This window comes from Streptomyces sp. NPDC006134, assembly GCF_040628835.1.
In the GTDB taxonomy this organism is placed as follows: Bacteria; Actinomycetota; Actinomycetes; order Streptomycetales; family Streptomycetaceae; genus Streptomyces.
Map to the genome: position 1 here is coordinate 34,203 of NZ_JBEXTV010000036.1, position 15,398 is coordinate 49,600.

Sequence of the window (15,398 nt, forward strand, 5' to 3'; positions counted from 1 at the left end):
CTCACTGCGCCGCCCGTTCCTGCAGGCTGGTCTGCCACACGGGGCTCTGCTGCTCCGGGTCCGCCTCGGTGCGGCGGCCACCGCGGGCGAAGAAGTCGGCGAGTGGCAGGATCGCGGCTCCGACGGTGACGGCGTCCGGTCCGAGGGTGCCGAGGTCGATCCGGACGCGCGCCGCCGGGTACTTCAGCGAGTACGACGTGGTGTAGGTGCGCACCCTGTCGAGGAAACGCCGGCCGAGCTGGAGGCCTGCCCAGCCGCCCACGAGAATCCGTTCGGGCTGGAACAGGTTGATCAGGTCGGAGAAGCCGGCGCCGAGGTACTCGGCGGTCTCCTCCAGGACGGCCAGAGCGGTCGCGTCGGCCGGCGGAGTCACTCCCTCGGTGTCGGGGGCGGGGTACGCGGCGGCGAGCATCGCGGTCAGCGCGGTCTCCTCGTCCGCGCCGGCCGGTGGCCGTCCGCCCGCCTCCGCCCACCGTTCCAGGAGCGCTTCGGCGCCGGCGTACGCCTCCAGGCAGCCCTGCGCGCCGCAGCGGCAGTGCCGTCCCCGTACCCGTACGGTCAGATGTCCCCACTCCAGGGCCATGCCGGACCGCATGTCATCGGCGACCACGCAGGCGCCGACGCCGGAACCGAAGAGGACCACCGCCGCGTTCTGCGCACCTCGCCCGGCGCCGAACCACATCTCCGCCTGGCCGAGCGTCTTGGCGCCGTTGTCGATGTAGTACGGCACGGTCTCGGGCAGCAGCCGGGACTCGCGCAGCAGCCGCTCCAGCGGGACGGCGTCCCAGCCGATGGTCTGGCCGTGCACGACGGCGCCGTCCTCGGCGGTCCTGGCCACGATGCCCGGCACGCCGATCCCGACGCCGAGCAGCCGGTCCGCCGCGATGCCGGCCTGCTCCAGCACCTGGGGGATGCCCTCGCGCAGGTGGGCCACGACGACGTTGACGTCGTAGCGGTCGACCCGGCGCGGACCCTCGGTCTCCAGCGGCTTCTCCACCCGGGCCAGCTCGGTGAGGGCGAGGTCGAACAGTTCGATCCGCACCCGGGTCTCCCCGACGTCGACGCCGATCATGTAGCCGCTGTGCGCGCTGATCCGCAGGAGGGTGCGGGGGCGGCCGCCGGCCGAGTCGACGCTGCCGGCCTCCTCCACCAGCCCCTCCGCGACCAGCTCGGACACCACGTTGCTCACCGAGCCGGAGCTCAGCCCGGTGACGGGCCCGAGCGAGAACCGGCTGAGCGGCCCGTCGAAATACAACCGTTGCAATACGGCGGTGCGGTTCTCCCGCCGCAGGTCACGCACCGTACGGCCGCTGCGCATCTTCACCCTGCCCCCTCGTTTCCGGTGTCCTGCACGCAACTTACATGGCACCGAGGCCTTGACGCGACCTTCACTTGAGGTTTAACTCACACCGTAAATTAAGCGGCGGGGTGCTTCAGGGCTCGAACACGGGACGTCACTCGTGTCGCACCCTCCCCGCAGGCGAAGTCCGTTCACCTCCCGGAAGGCCTCTGGAGCCATGCGCAGAACCCGAGCCGCAGCCGTCGGCGCCGTCACCCTCTCGCTCGTCCTCGCCGCGGCCGCCTGCGGCGGGGGGACGACCGGCACGGAAGGGTCCAACGAGCGGCCGAAGACCCTGACGTACTGGGCCTCCAACCAGGGCGCCAACCTGGAGGTGGACAAGAAGGTCCTCCAGCCCGAACTCGACAAGTTCGAGAAGCAGACCGGCATCAAGGTGAAGCTGGAGGTCGTGCCCTGGAGCGACCTGCTCAACCGGATCCTCACCGCCACCACCTCCGGCCAGGGCCCCGACGTCCTCAACATCGGCAACACCTGGAGCGCGTCGCTCCAGTCCAGCGGCGCCCTGCTGCCCTGGGACGAGAAGAACTTCGAGGCGATCGGCGGCAAGGACCGCTTCGTGGAGTCCGCGCTCGGCTCCACCGGGGTCCAGGGCCAGGACCCGGCCGCCGTGCCGCTGTACTCCATGGCCTACGCGCTCTACTACAACAAGAAGATGTTCGCCGAGGCCGGGATAGCGAAGCCGCCGGCCACCTGGGAGGAACTGGTCCAGGCCGGCAAGAAGCTCTCCAAGGACGGGAAGTGGGGGCTGGGCGCCGAGGGATCGAACCTCTCCAACAACATCCACCAGGTCTTCGTCCTCGGCAAGCAGCACGGGGCGGACTTCTTCACCCCCGACGGCAAGCCGGACTTCACCTCCGACGGGGCCGTGGCGGCCGTCAAGCAGTACGTCGACCTGATGGCCAAGGACAAGATCGTCGCGCCCGGCAACGCCGAGTACGCGCAGAACCAGTCCCTGGGCGACTTCGCCAAGGACAAGACGGCGATGGTGCTGTGGCAGACCGCCTCGGCGACCTTCAAGACGTACGGCATGGACGAGGACGAGTGGGGCGTCGCCCCCGCCCCCGTGCGGTCCGGCAAGCCCGGTCAGGGCACCGCGACCAACTCGATGGTCGCCGGCATCAACATGGCCGTCTTCAAGAACACCAAGAACATCGACGGCGCCAAGAAGTTCGTGAAGTTCATGACCAGCGACGAGGAACAGATCATCCTCAACAAGGCCTACGGCTCCATCCCGCCGGTCAAGTCCGCCCAACAGGATCCGGCCTTCGACAGCCCGGCGCTCGCCGTCCTGCGGGACACCCTCACCACCAGCGCCGCCGCGCTGCCGCAGGTCCCCGAGGAGTCGCAGTTCGAGACCGTCGTCGGCACCGCGGTCAAGGAACTGTTCGCCGACGCCGCCGCCGGCCGGCCGGTGACCACCGAGTCGGTGCGGGCCAAGCTCGACAAGGCCCAGCAGCAGATGCCCAAGAAGTGAGCGCGGACACCACCATGACCACCACCGCTGCCCTGAGCACAGGCGAGCGGAAGGCCCGGAAGGACGGCCCCGGGGCGGCACCGCCCACGCGCCGCCGCCCCGGGCGGCTGCGCCGCGCCGGACTGCCGTACCTGCTGCTGCTTCCCGCGCTCGCCCTCGAACTCCTGGTCCACCTGGTGCCGATGGTCATCGGCATCGTCGTCAGCTTCAAGGAACTGACCCAGTTCTACATCCGCGACTGGACCACCGCCCCCTGGGCGGGCTTCGGCAACTACGCGCTGTCGGTCGACTTCGACGCCCCCGTGGGCGAGGCGCTGCTGAAGTCGTTCCTCACCACCTGCCTGTTCACCGTCCTGTCGGTCGGCCTGTGCTGGCTGCTCGGGACGGCCGCGGCGATCTTCATGCAGGAGACCTTCCGCGGCCGGGGCCTGCTGCGCACGCTCTTCCTCGTCCCGTACGCGCTGCCCGTCTACGCCGCCGTCATCACCTGGGCGTTCATGTTCCAGCGGGACAAGGGCCTGATCAACCACGTGCTGCACGACCAGCTCGGGCTCACCGACGGCAACCCGTTCTGGCTGATCGGCGACAACAGCTTCCTCGCGCTGCTCGTCGTCTCGGTGTGGAAGGGCTGGCCGTTCGCCTTCCTCATCATCATGGCCGGGCTCCAGAACATCCCGAAGGACGTCTACGAGGCCGCCGCCCTGGACGGCGCGGGCATGTGGCAGCAGATCCGCCGCATCACCCTGCCGGCGCTGCGCCCCGTCAACCAGGTCCTCGTCCTGGTGCTGTTCCTGTGGACGTTCAACGACTTCAACACCCCCTTCGTCCTGTTCGGCAAGGCGGCGCCGGAGGCCGCGGACCTCATCTCCCTGCACATCTACCAGTCCTCGTTCCAGACCTGGAACTTCGGGGCGGGCTCGGCCATGTCGGTCCTCCTGCTGCTGTTCCTGCTCGTGGTGACGGGCGTCTACCTCCTGCTCACGTCCCGAGGAAGGAAGGCCACCGATGCCTAGCCAGTCCCGGCGTCAGGCCCGCTCCCCGATGGCCGCCCCGCGGTCCTTCCTGTGGAGCCGGAGGATCTTCCTGACCCTCCTGTCCGCCTTCGTGCTGCTGCCGGTGTACGTGATGGTCTCCAGCTCGCTGAAACCGCTGGAGGACGTGTCGGGCGAGTTCGCGTGGTTCCCCTCGGAGCTCACCGTCCGCCCGTACCTCGACATCTGGGACACGGTCCCGCTCGCCGACTACTTCGTGAACTCCCTGATCGTGGCCACGGCGGCGACCGTCTGCTCCGTCACCATCGCCGTGTTCGCCGCCTACGCGGTCAGCCGCCACACCTTCCGCGGCAAGCGCGTCTTCACGGTGACCGTGCTGTCGACCCAGATGTTCCCCGGCATCCTGTTCCTGCTGCCGCTGTTCCTCATCTACGTCAACATCGGCAACGCCACCGGCATCGCGCTGTTCGGCTCCCGAGGCGGCCTGATCCTCACCTACCTCACCTTCTCGCTGCCGTTCTCCATCTGGATGCTGATCGGCTACTTCGACTCGGTGCCCCGCGACCTGGACGAGGCGGCCAAGGTGGACGGCTGCGGCCCGCTCGGCGCCCTCTTCCGGGTCATCGTGCCCGCCGCGGTCCCCGGCATCGTCGCCGTCGCCGTCTACGCGTTCATGACCGCCTGGGGCGAGGTCCTCTTCGCCTCCGTCATGACCAACGACACCACCCGCACCCTCGCCGTCGGCCTCCAGGGCTACGCCACCCAGAACGACGTGTACTGGAACCAGGTCATGGCCGCCTCCCTCGTCGTCAGCCTGCCCGTCGTCGCCGGCTTCCTCCTCCTCCAGCGCTACCTCGTCACCGGCCTGACCGCCGGCGCCGTCAAGTAGCCGCCGGGGCCGCATTCCCGCCCCGCTCCCGCCCGACCAGCCCAGAAAGGCTCCCCGTGTCCGAACCGCTCGACCTCGCCGCCTTCCCCGAAGACTTCACCTGGGGCACGGCCACCTCCGCCTACCAGATCGAGGGCGCCGTCGCCGAGGACGGCCGGGCACCGTCGATCTGGGACACCTTCTCCCACACCCCCGGCGCGATCGACAACGGCGACCACGGCGACGTGGCCTGCGACCACTACCACCGGTGGCCCGAGGACATCGCGCTGATGAAGCGGCTCGGCACCGACACCTACCGCATGTCCGTCGCCTGGCCCCGCGTGGTGCCCGGCGGCGACGGGCCGGTCAACCCGGCCGGCCTCGACTTCTACGACCGCCTCGTCGACGGCCTCCTCGACGCGGGCATCACCCCCAACATCACCCTCTACCACTGGGACCTTCCCCAGGCCCTCCAGGACCGCGGCGGCTGGACCGTGCGCGACACCGCCGAACACCTCGCCGCCTACGCCTCCGCCGTCGCCGGCCGGCTCGGCGACCGCGTCACCCGGTGGGCCACCCTCAACGAACCCCTGTGCTCCGCCTGGATCGGCCACCTGGAGGGCCGGATGGCCCCCGGCCTCACCGACCTGACCGCCGCCGTACGCGCCTCGTACCACCTGCTGCTCGCCCACGGCCTGGCCACGCGGGCGATCCGCGCCGCGGCCCCCGGCGCGCAGGTCGGCCTCGTCACCAACCACTCCACCGTCGAGGCCGCCTCCACCCGCCCCGAGGACATCGCGGCGGCCACCCGCATGGACGGCCACACCAACCGCTGGTGGCTCGACCCCGTCTACGGCCGCGGCTTCCCCGCCGACATGCGCGAGCTGTACGGCGTGGACCTGCCGGAGCGCCCCGGCGACCCGGAGACGATCGCCGCGCCCCTGGACTGGCACGGCCTCAACTACTACTTCCCGGTGACCGTGGCCGACGACCCCGCCGGCCCCGTCCCGTACGCCCGCGAGGTCCGCCTGCCCGACGTGCCGCGCACCGGCATGGACTGGCAGATCGACGCCGGCGGCCTGGAGGCCCTGCTGCTGCGCCTGACCGACGATTACGGCGTGCGCAGGCTGTACGTCACCGAGAACGGCTCCGCCTTCCCGGACACCGCCGCCCCCGACGGCACCGTCCACGACCCCGACCGGGCCCGCTACCTGGAGCAGCACATCGCCGCCTGCGCCCGCGCGGTCCGCAAGGGCGCGCCGCTGGCCGGCTACTACGCCTGGTCCCTGCTCGACAACTTCGAATGGGCCTACGGCTACGACAAGCGCTTCGGCCTCGTCCACGTCGACTACGCCACGCAGGCGCGGACCGTCAAGACCAGCGGCCGGCGCTACGCCGACATCATCCGCGCCCACCGGCAATCCGCCGCCTGACGGCCCGCGGCACCGGCCTTCCCGTGAGGTCCTGACGCCGGGCACCGCCCCGGCGCCCGGCGTCAGGACCGGGCGGGACCCGCCCGACGCACCGCGCACGGCGCCTCAGGCGGACGCGCGCACCACCAGTTCCGGTGCGAAGACACGCGTGTGCGGCTCGGTACGGCCGCCCTGGACGTGCTCGTCCAGCAGCCCGGCCATGGCCGCCGCTCCGCTGTCGAGGGTGAAGGCGCCCTCGACGACCGGAGGGCTGTCGTGGCCCGCGCGCGCCAGGACGTCGCGGAATCCGGCGAGGCGGTCACGGCCGGCCCGCAGATCCCGCGGGACGCCGATCATCGCGACGCGGCGGCAGCCGCGGGCCAGCAGCCGCTCTCCGGCCAGACGGCCCCCCGCGTAGTGGTCCAGATCCTGGCGGCCGGGATCGACGTTGCGCACCCCGTTGACGACCCGCGACACCGTGGCGCGGGAGACCTCCGCCTCCCGCGCGACATCCTCCAGCGTCGGGACCTGCCTGTTCATACGGGCACTTTGACGCCGGTGTTCTGCCGGACCCAGGGCGGCCGGCCGCCGTCAGGGCCGCCCGGGCCCGTCCCCGTACGCCGTGGCACCCTCGGCGTACGGGGTGAAGTGGGCCGGGACACGGACGCCGGGCCGTTCCGTCCCGCAGTGCGTCTGGCGCCGTCCGGCGCCAGGCCTCGCCCACCCGCCGGTTCGCGGCCTCCCAGCGCGCCAGCCGCCTGGCCAGGAGCACGGCCCCGAGCCGGTGAAGCGGCTTGGGCCAGGGGCCGTACCAGAGCCGAGCCGGTGGCGGGGCCGGTGCGGGGCTGCCGGGCTCGGCGACCGACCAGCGATGGCCGCTCCAGCCCTGCGGCGCCGTGTTCGCCCTGCGCCGCCGACGGGAGTTCAGGACCGCCGGCTGCCGGGCCGGGGAGCGGTGTGGGGGTGGGCACGGATGAGGACGTTGCAGTCGGAGACGCGTGAGCCGTCCTTCGCCGCCCGGGCTTCCTCCCGTTCCCGTGCGAGACTTTGGCACGTCCGGCATTCCGCCACCGGGGGCGGTTCGGGAGGCAGCACCCCCAGGGCAGGGGGCGGGCTCGTGGGGCCCCACGTCATCGGCGGTACCTCCTGACGAGCCGGGGCAGTGCCCGGCCGGTTGCGCACCGGCCGACGTCGTCGACGCAGGGCTCGCACAAGGGGGCGTGGGCATAGAGCGCCTGGTGCGCGCGGCGGCCGACGCACGGTCCGCAGGCACGCGGCCACCAGCGGCCGTCGTCACCGGTCAGCTCGCCGAGATCGACGGCCGTCGCGCCGGTCAGCCGCCGCGGGCACCAGGCACAGACCGCGCCACGGACTTGATCCGGAGTCAGCGTGTCGGACTCGGGCAGCGCGAGCAGGGCCAGAACCTCGGGCGGGATCTCCTGCGTGGTGATGCTCATCGGCCCACTCCTCGTGGGGGCCGCGGATCAGTACCGTGTCGCATGTCGGCGCTCCTCAGCAGCGTTGGCCACGCCCGGGGCCGGTCGCACGGCCGCCGGGCTCTAGTCAGCCAGGATCTTGTGACGCACCGTGTCGGGTCGATATCCCTCCGTAATCTCACGGTGGGATGGAACTCCATCCCGTTCGTGGATACCGAGGGTCGCCACTGTGGGAACTGCACTGGAGCCGATCGACCTACCCGACTCGGCATGGGAGCGCGCCGAGATGCGCCGGGCGCTGCGTGTGCGAGACATGGGCGCCGTGTTCCGGTACGTGCAGCAGTACGCCGGTGCGAGCCAAGCCCGCATCGCCACCGCAGCCGGGATGACACAGGCCCGTGTCAACGAGATCATCAACGGGCGCCGCGTGGTATCCCAGCTCGACGTGTACGAGCGGATCGCCGATGGTCTCCACATGCCCGACGACGCCCGACATCTGCTCGGCCTGGCTGCCGGCCGCGAGAAGCGCAGCGGCGGCGCCGCGTTCGACCTGGCGGCGTTTCCTGAAGCCGTCCGCGTCTACGCGGCCCAGCACTCGGCAGCGGAGGAGATCCAGCAGCAGGCCCGCGAGGCGCAGGAGCTGGATGTCCTGGCCGTGCGCGGGCTCGGGCTGATCGGGCTCGACGACAGCCTGCTGCGGGCCTGCCTGCCCAGGGAGCAAGGCGGTAAGGGGCTGCGGGTCCGGGTCGCCCTGCTCGACCCGGAGTCGTCGGCGCTTGCACGGTGAGCAGCCGAGATCGGGGAGTCCGCTGAGTCGCTCGCCCGCGGTGTACGCCTGGCTGAGGCGCGTCTGCGGGAACTGGCCGGGACATGCGACATCAGGGTGTACCGGTACCGCATGCTGCCTACGTGGCGGGTGATCCGTACGGACGCCACGATGTTCGTCGGTGCTTTCGACGCCGGTTGGGAGGGGCACGAGTCGGCCACCTACAAGGTCATGGAGACACCGCACGGACCCCTGTTCAGGGGGTTCCGCCGGATGTCCGAGGCGGTTGTCGACGGGGCCGAACGCACAGTCTGAACGGAGAGGGGAACGAGACTCGTGGCCGGCGGATGCTCGCCACGCTCGTGCGTGTTCCGGAGATCGACGGGACCTTCCTGGAAGTCGAGACGCTCGTTGACGAGACGGATGTGCCTGCCGCCCTGGCCGACATCCGCGCGGTCCTCGCCGATTTCGGCATCGGACCGGAGGATCTGACGCGAGAGACGTACACGAGCGCTGTCTCTGCGCAACGGCGTTGATCCCGAGCACGGCGAACCGCCCCCTGCACGGCCCTTCGCGGGCCGTGCAGGGGGCGGTTCGTTACAGGCGGCGGTCGCTCAGGATCAAGGGCGGGCCGGTCGTCGTGGTCGGCGCGGGGTGAGGCTCCGAGAGGACGATCGACAACCGTGGCCCGTACCCCTTTGGACCTGGACGACCTGGTACGAGCACTGGACGCTGCTGGAGGACGAGCGGGCCCTCGTATCCGGCAAGCGTGGCACGACGCGACTCGGCTTCGCCGTGTTGCTGAAGTTCTATACGCAGTACGGCCGGTTTCCCCGGGGCCGGTTCGAGCTGCCGGGCGAGGCGGTGGAGTTCGTCGCCCGGCAGCTACAGGTGCCCGCGTCCGAGCTGGACGCGTATGAGTGGAGCGGTCGGACGGTCGAGTACCACCGTGCGCAGATCCGCGGGCACCTGGGCTTTCGTGAGTGCAGCGTCGCGGACGCGGACAAGCCGGCGGCCTGGCTCGCCGAGCACGTCGCCTGCAAGGAGCGGCGGCCGGAGCAGGTGCGGGTGGAGCTGCCGGCCCGTTGTCGTACGGAGTGCATCGAGCCGCCCACCCTGGGCGGTGCGACCGGATCGTGGGGGCGGCGCTGCGGGTCGCTGAGGAGACGCTGAGGCGCGGATCTCGGCACGGATCACGGTAGAGAGCATCGAGCGGATCGTCGCCCTGGTCGCCAGCGCCGACCAGGAGGACGACGCCGAACCCGGTGACGCCGGGACTGGCGAGGGCGAGGACGGACCGCCAGTCCTGGGGAAAATCAAGGAAGCGCCCGGCAACGTCAGCCTGGAGACGATGCTCACCGAGATCGACAAACTGCTCGCGGTCCGCGCGATCGGGCTTCCGCCGGATCTGTTCACGGACGTTGCGCCGAAGGTGGTGGCCGGATGGCGGGCGCGGGCCGCAGAGGAGTCGCCCTCCCATCTGCGCACGCACCCGCTGCCGTTGCGGGTGACGCTGCTGGCCGCGCTGCTGCACGAGCGGGAGCGGGAGATCACGGACACGCTGGTGGAGCTGCTGATATCCACGGTGCACCGGATCGGAGCGCGGGCGGAGAAGAAGGTCACCGAGCAGTTGGTCAACGCGTTCAAGAAGGTGTCGGGCAAGGAGAACATCCTCTTCAAGCTCGCCGAGGCGTCGATCGGCGACCCGGAGGGCACGGTCCGCGAGGTCGTCTACCCGGCCGTATCGGGCGGTGAGCAGACGCTGCGGGAGCTGGTGCACGAGTTCAAGACCCGCGGCCCGGTCTACCGGCGCACGGTGCAGACCACGTTGAAGGCGTCCTACACCAACCACTACCGGCGCGGGCTGATCAAGCTGCTGGACGTGCTGGAGTTCCGTTCGTCCAACCACACGCACCGGCCGGTGATCGAGGCCCTGGCGCTGGTGGCCCGGTACGCGGCGGCGGGCAACACCACGTACTACCCGCTGGGCGAGACGGTGCCGGCCCACAAGGCGATGGGCGGGGACTGGGCGGAGGTCGTGCACCGCACCGACAAGCGGGGCCGGCGCCGGGTGGTGCGCATGGTCTACGAGGTCGTCGCCTTCCAGGCCCTGCGCGACCAGCTCAAGCGCAAGGAGATCTGGGTCGTCGGCGCTGACAAGTGGCGCAACCCGGATGAGGACCTGCCCCAGGACTTCGCTGAGCGGCGCGAGGAGAACTACCGCGAACTGCGCAAGCCGCTGGACGCGGCAGACTTCGTCGACGAGTTGCGGGGGCAGATGACCACCGAGCTGACGCTGCTGAACGACCGGATGCCCAAGCTGTCCTGGCTGGACATCGCTGAGCGGAAGTCCGGGGCGATCCGGCTCACCCCGGCCGAGGCCCAGCCCGAGCCGAAGAACCTGCGCAGGATCAAGGCCGAAGTACAGCGCCGGTGGGGCGTAGTGCCGCTCATCGACATGCTCAAGGAGGCCGTCCTGCGCACAGGCTGCCTGGACGCGGTCACCTCGGTCTCCGGCGGCGGCTCCCTCTCGGCGGAGGTCCTGGCCGAGCGCCTGCTTCTGGTGATCTACGCCTACGGCACGAACACCGGGATCAAGGCCGTCGCCTCCGGCGGCCACGGCCACACGGAGGACGAACTGCGCTACGTCCGGCGCCGCTACCTGTCCGCGGAGGCCGCCCGCGCCATCGCCATCCAGATCGCGAACGCCACCTTCGCCTCCCGCAGTACCGACCTGTGGGGCCAGGGCTCGACCGCGGTCGCCTCCGACTCCACCCACGTGCGCGCCTACGACCAGAACTTGTTCACTGAGTGGCACGCGCGCTACGGAGGCCGCGGGGTCCTCATCCACTGGCACGTGGAGAAGAAGTCCCTGGCCATCCACTCCCAGCTGATCAACTGCACCGCCTCCGAGGCCGCCGCGATGGTCGGAGGCGCGATGCGGCACGGCACCACCATGGACGTCGAGGCCAACTACACGGACTCGCATGGCCAGTCGGAAATCGGGTTCGGCGTCACGAGACTGCTGAACTTCGACCTGCTGCCCAGGATCAAGCGGATCAACAAGGTGAAGCTGTACCGGCCGGTGGCCGGCGAGCCGGACGCCTACCTGCAACTCACCCCGGCGCTGACCCGGCCGATCCACTGGGAACTCATCGCCCGGCAGTACGACCAGATGATCAAGTACGCGACCGCGATCCGTACCCGGACCGCGTCGACCGAGGCGATCTTGCGCCGCTTCACCCGCAACGCCTCCCACCCCACCCATGCGGCCATGCTGGAGGTCGGCCGCGCGCAGAAGACCATCTTCGTGGCGCGCTATCTGCGGCTTCGGGACCTCCAGCGGGAGATCGAGGAGAGCCTGAACGTCATGGAATCCTCCAACGGCACCAACTCCGTGATCGCCTACGGCAAAGGCGGAGAAATCACCTCGAACCGGCGCGACGAACAGGAGACGTTCGTGCTGTGCCTGCGGATCCTCCAGTCCGCCCTGGTCTACGTGAACACCCTGATGCTTCAGGACATCCTCGGCGAACCCGAGTGGGCCGAACTCCTCACCGACGCCGACCGGCGCGGCCTGACCCCGCTGTTCTGGTCCCACGTACGCCCGTACGGCGAGGTGAACCTCGACATGGAGGCACGTCTGAACCTCACCGCAACTACGGTGCCGGGCGCCCGGGCACCGATCAACGGTGTCGGCTCGGCTGCGGCGGGAAAACGGTGACTGACCCGGTACAGGCTGTCGCTACTGGAAAGCCATGCCGTCGAGGATTCTTTGGAGGACGTGGTCGCTGTTGGCTGAGTCGGCGGCGGGGGCATGCTCCGTGATCCCCATGCCGGCGAAGTCGAAGCGCTTGGTCAGCGCGTGCAGGGCGGCGCGCAGCTGGTCGGGGTGCAGGCCCCCGGGTTCCGGGCAGGACAGGCTGGTGAAGTGCTCGGGGTCCAGCACGTCCAGGTCCAGGTGGATGTAGACGTGCGTGGCCCCCGTACCTGCCACCGCGGAAATCAGTTGGCCCGGCTCCCGAAGAGCCTGAACGGACAGGGCTCGGACTCGTTCGGACGCGATGAAGTCCAGCTCGGCGGGATCGAGGGCACGAGCGCCCGCGAGCACGAGCTGCCGGGTGGAAAGGCGCTCATCCGGCCTGGGCACCAGTTGTGACGGCCCCTGGCCGAGCAGGGTGCGCAGCACCATTCCGTGGAAGCCCCCCGAGGGAGACGTGTCGGGGGTGTTGAGGTCCGCGTGGGCGTCGAACCAGACAACTGCCAGGCTGTCGCCATGGCGAGCGACGGCGCGGGCGACGGGCGCGAGCTCGATGCCGCAGTCGCCGCCCACAGAAAGCAGCGTGTCATCGCCACTCCGGCCCAGCGCGGCCCTGGTTGCTTCCAGCGAGCGGGTCAGCACATCGAGGTGGCGTACGCCGTCCAGGTCCTGTCCGGGGCGGGGGTCGATGTCGACGACAGTGCGTCGCGCTGCGGGGAACAGCGCGCTCAGCCGGTGCGCCCCCTCAGCGAGCCGTTGAGGATTGCGTGCAGCCGACCCTTGCCACTGGGGAATCACGAGAACGGTAGGGGATCCGTTGCTGCGGTCGAGCCCGGTCATGTCGTGTAGTCCGCGTTGATGCGGATGTAGCCGGCGGACAGGTCGCAGCCGTAGACCGTGGCTTCGGCCTGTCCGATGCCGAGCGTGATGACGATGTCGACCTCGTCCCGGCGCATGATGCCGACGAGTTTGTCGAGGGTGTCGGCCTCGGGTTCTTCGGGGTACACCTCGATGTCGCCGAATCTCACGGTGACGTTGCCCGGCGCGATGTCGGTGTCGTCGGTGTTCTTGCCGATGGCCATCAGCACTCGGCCCCAGTTCGGGTCGGCGCCGTGGACGGCGGTCTTGACCAGCGGAGAGTTCACCACGCTCTTGGCGATGCGTTTGGCCTGTCCGTAGTCGCCAGCCTGGGCAACCGTGACGCGCAGGAGCTTGGTGGCGCCTTCGCCGTCACTGGCCAGCTGCCGGGTGAGGTCCAGGCAGAGGTCTGCGAGGGCTTCGGAGAACTCCGCGGGATCGGCTGGTCCTGCGGCGCCGTTGGCGATGACCGCCACTGTGTCGGAGGTGGAGGTGTCGGTGTCGACGCTCAGGCAATTAAACGTGCGATCCACCGCTGCGCGCAATGCGCTGTCCAGGTCGGCCGGGGACATGTCCGCGTCGGTGAACACGTAGGCCAGCATCGTGGCCATATTGGGTTCCAGCATGCCGACACCCTTGGCGACGCCCACGATGCGGGCCTGCCCGACGGTCCGTACGGCGGTCTTCGGGCGGGTGTCGGTGGTCATCATCGCGCGTGCCACATCCAGCGGTCCGGCCACGAACGCCGCGAGGCCGCGCTCGGCGGTCTCGTCGAAGTGCGTACGGATGGTGCCCATCGGCAGCGGGCGTCCGATGACGCCGGTGGAGCCGATGAGCACCTCGTCCTCCGGGATCCCCGCAATCCCGGCGACACGGCGGACGACCTCCGCAGCGTTCTCCTCACCCCGGCGCCCGGTGGCGACGTTCGCGTTCTGCGCCAGCGTCGTCACAGCACGCAGGTTCTGTCCCGAGGCATGAGCACGACTGAGGACTACGGCCGGACCCGCGAAGAGGCTCTGGGTGAACATCGCGGCGCTGGTGGCCGGCCGGTCCGACACGACGATGGAGATGTCGTCGCCGTACTCGCGCAGACCGCCGTGCCCTGTGTAGGCCCGGAAGCCTATTGGCCACGCCACAGGGTCAGAATCTTGATCCAATGAATGATCATGCGTCATGCGACATATATTTGCACCTTGGGGGCAGGCTGTCCATCCACTTTCGAGCGCCGACCCCGAACCCACCCCACCTCGCCACGCGATCAGGAAACGACCGATTGATGAGCAAGATCAGTAAGCGGCGGTGCACGGCCGAACCGGCGCCGGATCATGCCCTAAAACGGTGTCGGAAAGTCGAGGTGCTCAAGAACTTGAGGAGTACCCTTTTCTGTACGATTTGGCGGATGCAGCCACCCCAGGACGACGACATCGCCGATCTCCTCGCCCCCGTACCGGCCGTACGGACCCGGCCCTGGTACTGGTGGGCTCGTGGGATGCGCACGCGTGTCCACCAAGGGGCAGCTGCTCGATCGGCAGATCCACGCACTCACCGAAGCCGGATGCATCCGGATCTTCGCCGGCAAGAAGTCCGGCAAGAACGCCGAACGCGAGGAACTGCGTAAGGCCCTCGACTACCTGCGCGAGGGCGACACCCTCGTCGTCCCGTCGCTGGACCGACTCGGCCGCTCCATCCAGGACCTCATCGCGATCGTGTCCGGCCTGCGCAAGCGCGGCATCGGCTTCACCTCACTGCACGAAGCGCTCGACACGACCACGCCCGGCGGGCGCCTGGTCTTCCACGTCTTCGCGGCCCTGGCAGAGTTCATCCGCGAACTCATCGTCCAGGGCACCAACGAGGGCCTGGACGCCGCCCGCGCCCGAGATGCCCGCCTCGGCCGACCGCCGGCCTTGACCGACGAACAGGTACACCACGCACGCGACCTGCTCGCCCGACCGGAGAACACCGTCACCTCGATCGCCAAGCTCCTCGGCGTCTCCCGCAACACCATCTGCAACTACGTGCCCGAACTCAAGGGTGGTCGCCTCGCACTCGCCGAGTCGACCAACACGGCAGAACTGCCCCGACCCTCCAGGTCAAAGGACTGATCACCGCCGTTTGCGGCTGGTGACACGGTTCTTACCGGCACCCCGTCTTCCGAGGGCGGCGGCCCCGGTATGCCATCGCCCCGGGGAGCCGCCGGCCCCGGCCGTTGGGCCGCGGACGCCGTGGGTCCGCCGTTCGGCCCATGGTTCCTCACCCCTGGGGGGAAGCGCACCCGGGACACCGGCCGCACCCCCGTGTCGATGATCCGACGAACGCCGGACGGCTGCCACACTCACGTGCGATTCGATCGAGAAGCGCCGGCCGGCGAGGGAGTCGACACGTGTGGAGCAGAAGGCGCTGGGCCGCGGCAGCCGCGGCGGGAACGCTGGTCCTCGAAATCGCCTGTGCTGCCGGAGCGCAGGGACACGGCGG

14 protein-coding genes and 1 pseudogene are annotated in these 15,398 nt (G+C 70.0%); 10 read left to right on the plus strand and 5 right to left on the minus strand.

Features of this window, described 5'->3' with window-relative positions:
* Nucleotide 1: 1 nt before the first annotated feature.
* Nucleotides 2-1,324, minus strand: a complete 1,323-nt coding sequence (locus ABZ340_RS23010) for an ROK family protein (RefSeq protein WP_358783682.1) — start codon at nucleotides 1,322-1,324, stop codon at nucleotides 2-4.
* Nucleotides 1,325-1,517: 193 nt separating this feature from the next.
* Between ABZ340_RS23010 and ABZ340_RS23015 the strand changes: the two genes are divergently transcribed.
* From ABZ340_RS23015 to ABZ340_RS23030, 4 genes are read left to right on the plus strand one after another with little or no spacing between them, the layout of a single operon-like run.
* Nucleotides 1,518-2,834, plus strand: coding sequence for a sugar ABC transporter substrate-binding protein (locus tag ABZ340_RS23015; protein WP_358783683.1), 1,317 nt, complete (start codon nucleotides 1,518-1,520; stop codon nucleotides 2,832-2,834).
* A 14-nt stretch (nucleotides 2,835-2,848) separates the two neighbouring features.
* Complete coding sequence (locus tag ABZ340_RS23020) at nucleotides 2,849-3,847, plus strand: sugar ABC transporter permease (protein ID WP_358783684.1); 999 nt, start codon at nucleotides 2,849-2,851, stop codon at nucleotides 3,845-3,847.
* Nucleotides 3,848-3,875: 28 nt separating this feature from the next.
* Nucleotides 3,876-4,715 carry a carbohydrate ABC transporter permease gene (locus ABZ340_RS23025; RefSeq protein WP_358783724.1) on the plus strand — a complete coding sequence of 280 codons (840 nt, stop codon included), beginning with the start codon at nucleotides 3,876-3,878 and terminating at the stop codon, nucleotides 4,713-4,715.
* A gap of 56 nt (nucleotides 4,716-4,771) precedes the next feature.
* Nucleotides 4,772-6,127 carry a GH1 family beta-glucosidase gene (locus tag ABZ340_RS23030; protein ID WP_358783685.1) on the plus strand — a complete coding sequence of 452 codons (1,356 nt, stop codon included), beginning with the start codon at nucleotides 4,772-4,774 and terminating at the stop codon, nucleotides 6,125-6,127.
* A gap of 105 nt (nucleotides 6,128-6,232) precedes the next feature.
* On the opposite strand, the gene ABZ340_RS23035 is transcribed toward ABZ340_RS23030, so the two are convergent.
* Both ABZ340_RS23035 and ABZ340_RS23040 read right to left on the minus strand, forming a co-directional pair.
* Nucleotides 6,233-6,646 carry a LacI family DNA-binding transcriptional regulator gene (locus ABZ340_RS23035; protein WP_358783686.1) on the minus strand — a complete coding sequence of 138 codons (414 nt, stop codon included), beginning with the start codon at nucleotides 6,644-6,646 and terminating at the stop codon, nucleotides 6,233-6,235.
* A 590-nt stretch (nucleotides 6,647-7,236) separates the two neighbouring features.
* A complete protein-coding gene (locus tag ABZ340_RS23040) occupies nucleotides 7,237-7,563 on the minus strand; it encodes a hypothetical protein (protein ID WP_358783687.1) in 327 nt (108 codons plus the stop codon).
* Nucleotides 7,564-7,771: 208 nt separating this feature from the next.
* On the opposite strand from ABZ340_RS23040, the gene ABZ340_RS23045 reads away from it, so the two are divergent.
* The 5 genes and pseudogenes from ABZ340_RS23045 (at nucleotide 7,772) to ABZ340_RS23065 (ending at nucleotide 12,032) form a co-directional block, all read left to right on the plus strand.
* Nucleotides 7,772-8,329, plus strand: coding sequence for a helix-turn-helix transcriptional regulator (locus ABZ340_RS23045; RefSeq protein WP_358783688.1), 558 nt, complete (start codon nucleotides 7,772-7,774; stop codon nucleotides 8,327-8,329).
* 111 nt (nucleotides 8,330-8,440) lie between these two features.
* The gene (locus ABZ340_RS23050) at nucleotides 8,441-8,623 is read left to right on the plus strand and encodes a hypothetical protein (RefSeq protein WP_358783727.1); all 183 of its coding nucleotides are present in this window, start codon (nucleotides 8,441-8,443) and stop codon (nucleotides 8,621-8,623) included.
* A gap of 20 nt (nucleotides 8,624-8,643) precedes the next feature.
* Nucleotides 8,644-8,844 (plus strand): annotated as a pseudogene (locus tag ABZ340_RS23055) (adenylyl cyclase); the annotation flags it as partial.
* A gap of 118 nt (nucleotides 8,845-8,962) precedes the next feature.
* On the plus strand, nucleotides 8,963-9,481 hold the full coding sequence (locus tag ABZ340_RS23060; protein WP_358783689.1) for a DUF4158 domain-containing protein: 519 nt from the start codon (nucleotides 8,963-8,965) through the stop codon (nucleotides 9,479-9,481).
* 52 nt (nucleotides 9,482-9,533) lie between these two features.
* Nucleotides 9,534-12,032 carry a Tn3 family transposase gene (locus tag ABZ340_RS23065; RefSeq protein WP_358783725.1) on the plus strand — a complete coding sequence of 833 codons (2,499 nt, stop codon included), beginning with the start codon at nucleotides 9,534-9,536 and terminating at the stop codon, nucleotides 12,030-12,032.
* Between the two features lie 21 nt (nucleotides 12,033-12,053).
* Here ABZ340_RS23065 and ABZ340_RS23070 read toward each other — a convergent pair whose 3' ends face one another.
* A complete protein-coding gene (locus ABZ340_RS23070; protein WP_358783690.1) occupies nucleotides 12,054-12,908 on the minus strand; it encodes an arginase family protein in 855 nt (284 codons plus the stop codon).
* Complete coding sequence (gene argJ / locus ABZ340_RS23075) at nucleotides 12,905-14,101, minus strand: bifunctional glutamate N-acetyltransferase/amino-acid acetyltransferase ArgJ (RefSeq protein ID WP_358783691.1); 1,197 nt, start codon at nucleotides 14,099-14,101, stop codon at nucleotides 12,905-12,907. The genes ABZ340_RS23070 and argJ overlap by 4 nt, the downstream gene beginning before the upstream one ends.
* A 324-nt stretch (nucleotides 14,102-14,425) precedes the next feature.
* Here argJ and ABZ340_RS23080 point away from each other — a divergent pair, with 324 nt between their 5' ends.
* Nucleotides 14,426-15,028, plus strand: coding sequence for a recombinase family protein (locus tag ABZ340_RS23080; protein WP_358783692.1), 603 nt, complete (start codon nucleotides 14,426-14,428; stop codon nucleotides 15,026-15,028).
* Nucleotides 15,029-15,398: the final 370 nt, after the last annotated feature.

What these genes read in the sequence shown, in the direction of transcription:
- ABZ340_RS23015 (WP_358783683.1), top strand. Translation starts at nt 1,518, where the DNA reads ATGCGCAGAACCCGAGCCGCAGCCGTCGGCGCCGTCACCCTCTCGCTC.
- ABZ340_RS23070 (WP_358783690.1), bottom strand. Translation starts at nt 12,908, where the DNA reads ATGACCGGGCTCGACCGCAGCAACGGATCCCCTACCGTTCTCGTGATT.
- ABZ340_RS23040 (WP_358783687.1), bottom strand. Translation starts at nt 7,563, where the DNA reads ATGAGCATCACCACGCAGGAGATCCCGCCCGAGGTTCTGGCCCTGCTC.
- ABZ340_RS23035 (WP_358783686.1), bottom strand. Translation starts at nt 6,646, where the DNA reads ATGAACAGGCAGGTCCCGACGCTGGAGGATGTCGCGCGGGAGGCGGAG.
- argJ (WP_358783691.1), bottom strand. Translation starts at nt 14,101, where the DNA reads ATGACGCATGATCATTCATTGGATCAAGATTCTGACCCTGTGGCGTGG.
- ABZ340_RS23025 (WP_358783724.1), top strand. Translation starts at nt 3,876, where the DNA reads ATGGCCGCCCCGCGGTCCTTCCTGTGGAGCCGGAGGATCTTCCTGACC.
- ABZ340_RS23020 (WP_358783684.1), top strand. Translation starts at nt 2,849, where the DNA reads ATGACCACCACCGCTGCCCTGAGCACAGGCGAGCGGAAGGCCCGGAAG.
- ABZ340_RS23050 (WP_358783727.1), top strand. Translation starts at nt 8,441, where the DNA reads ATGCTGCCTACGTGGCGGGTGATCCGTACGGACGCCACGATGTTCGTC.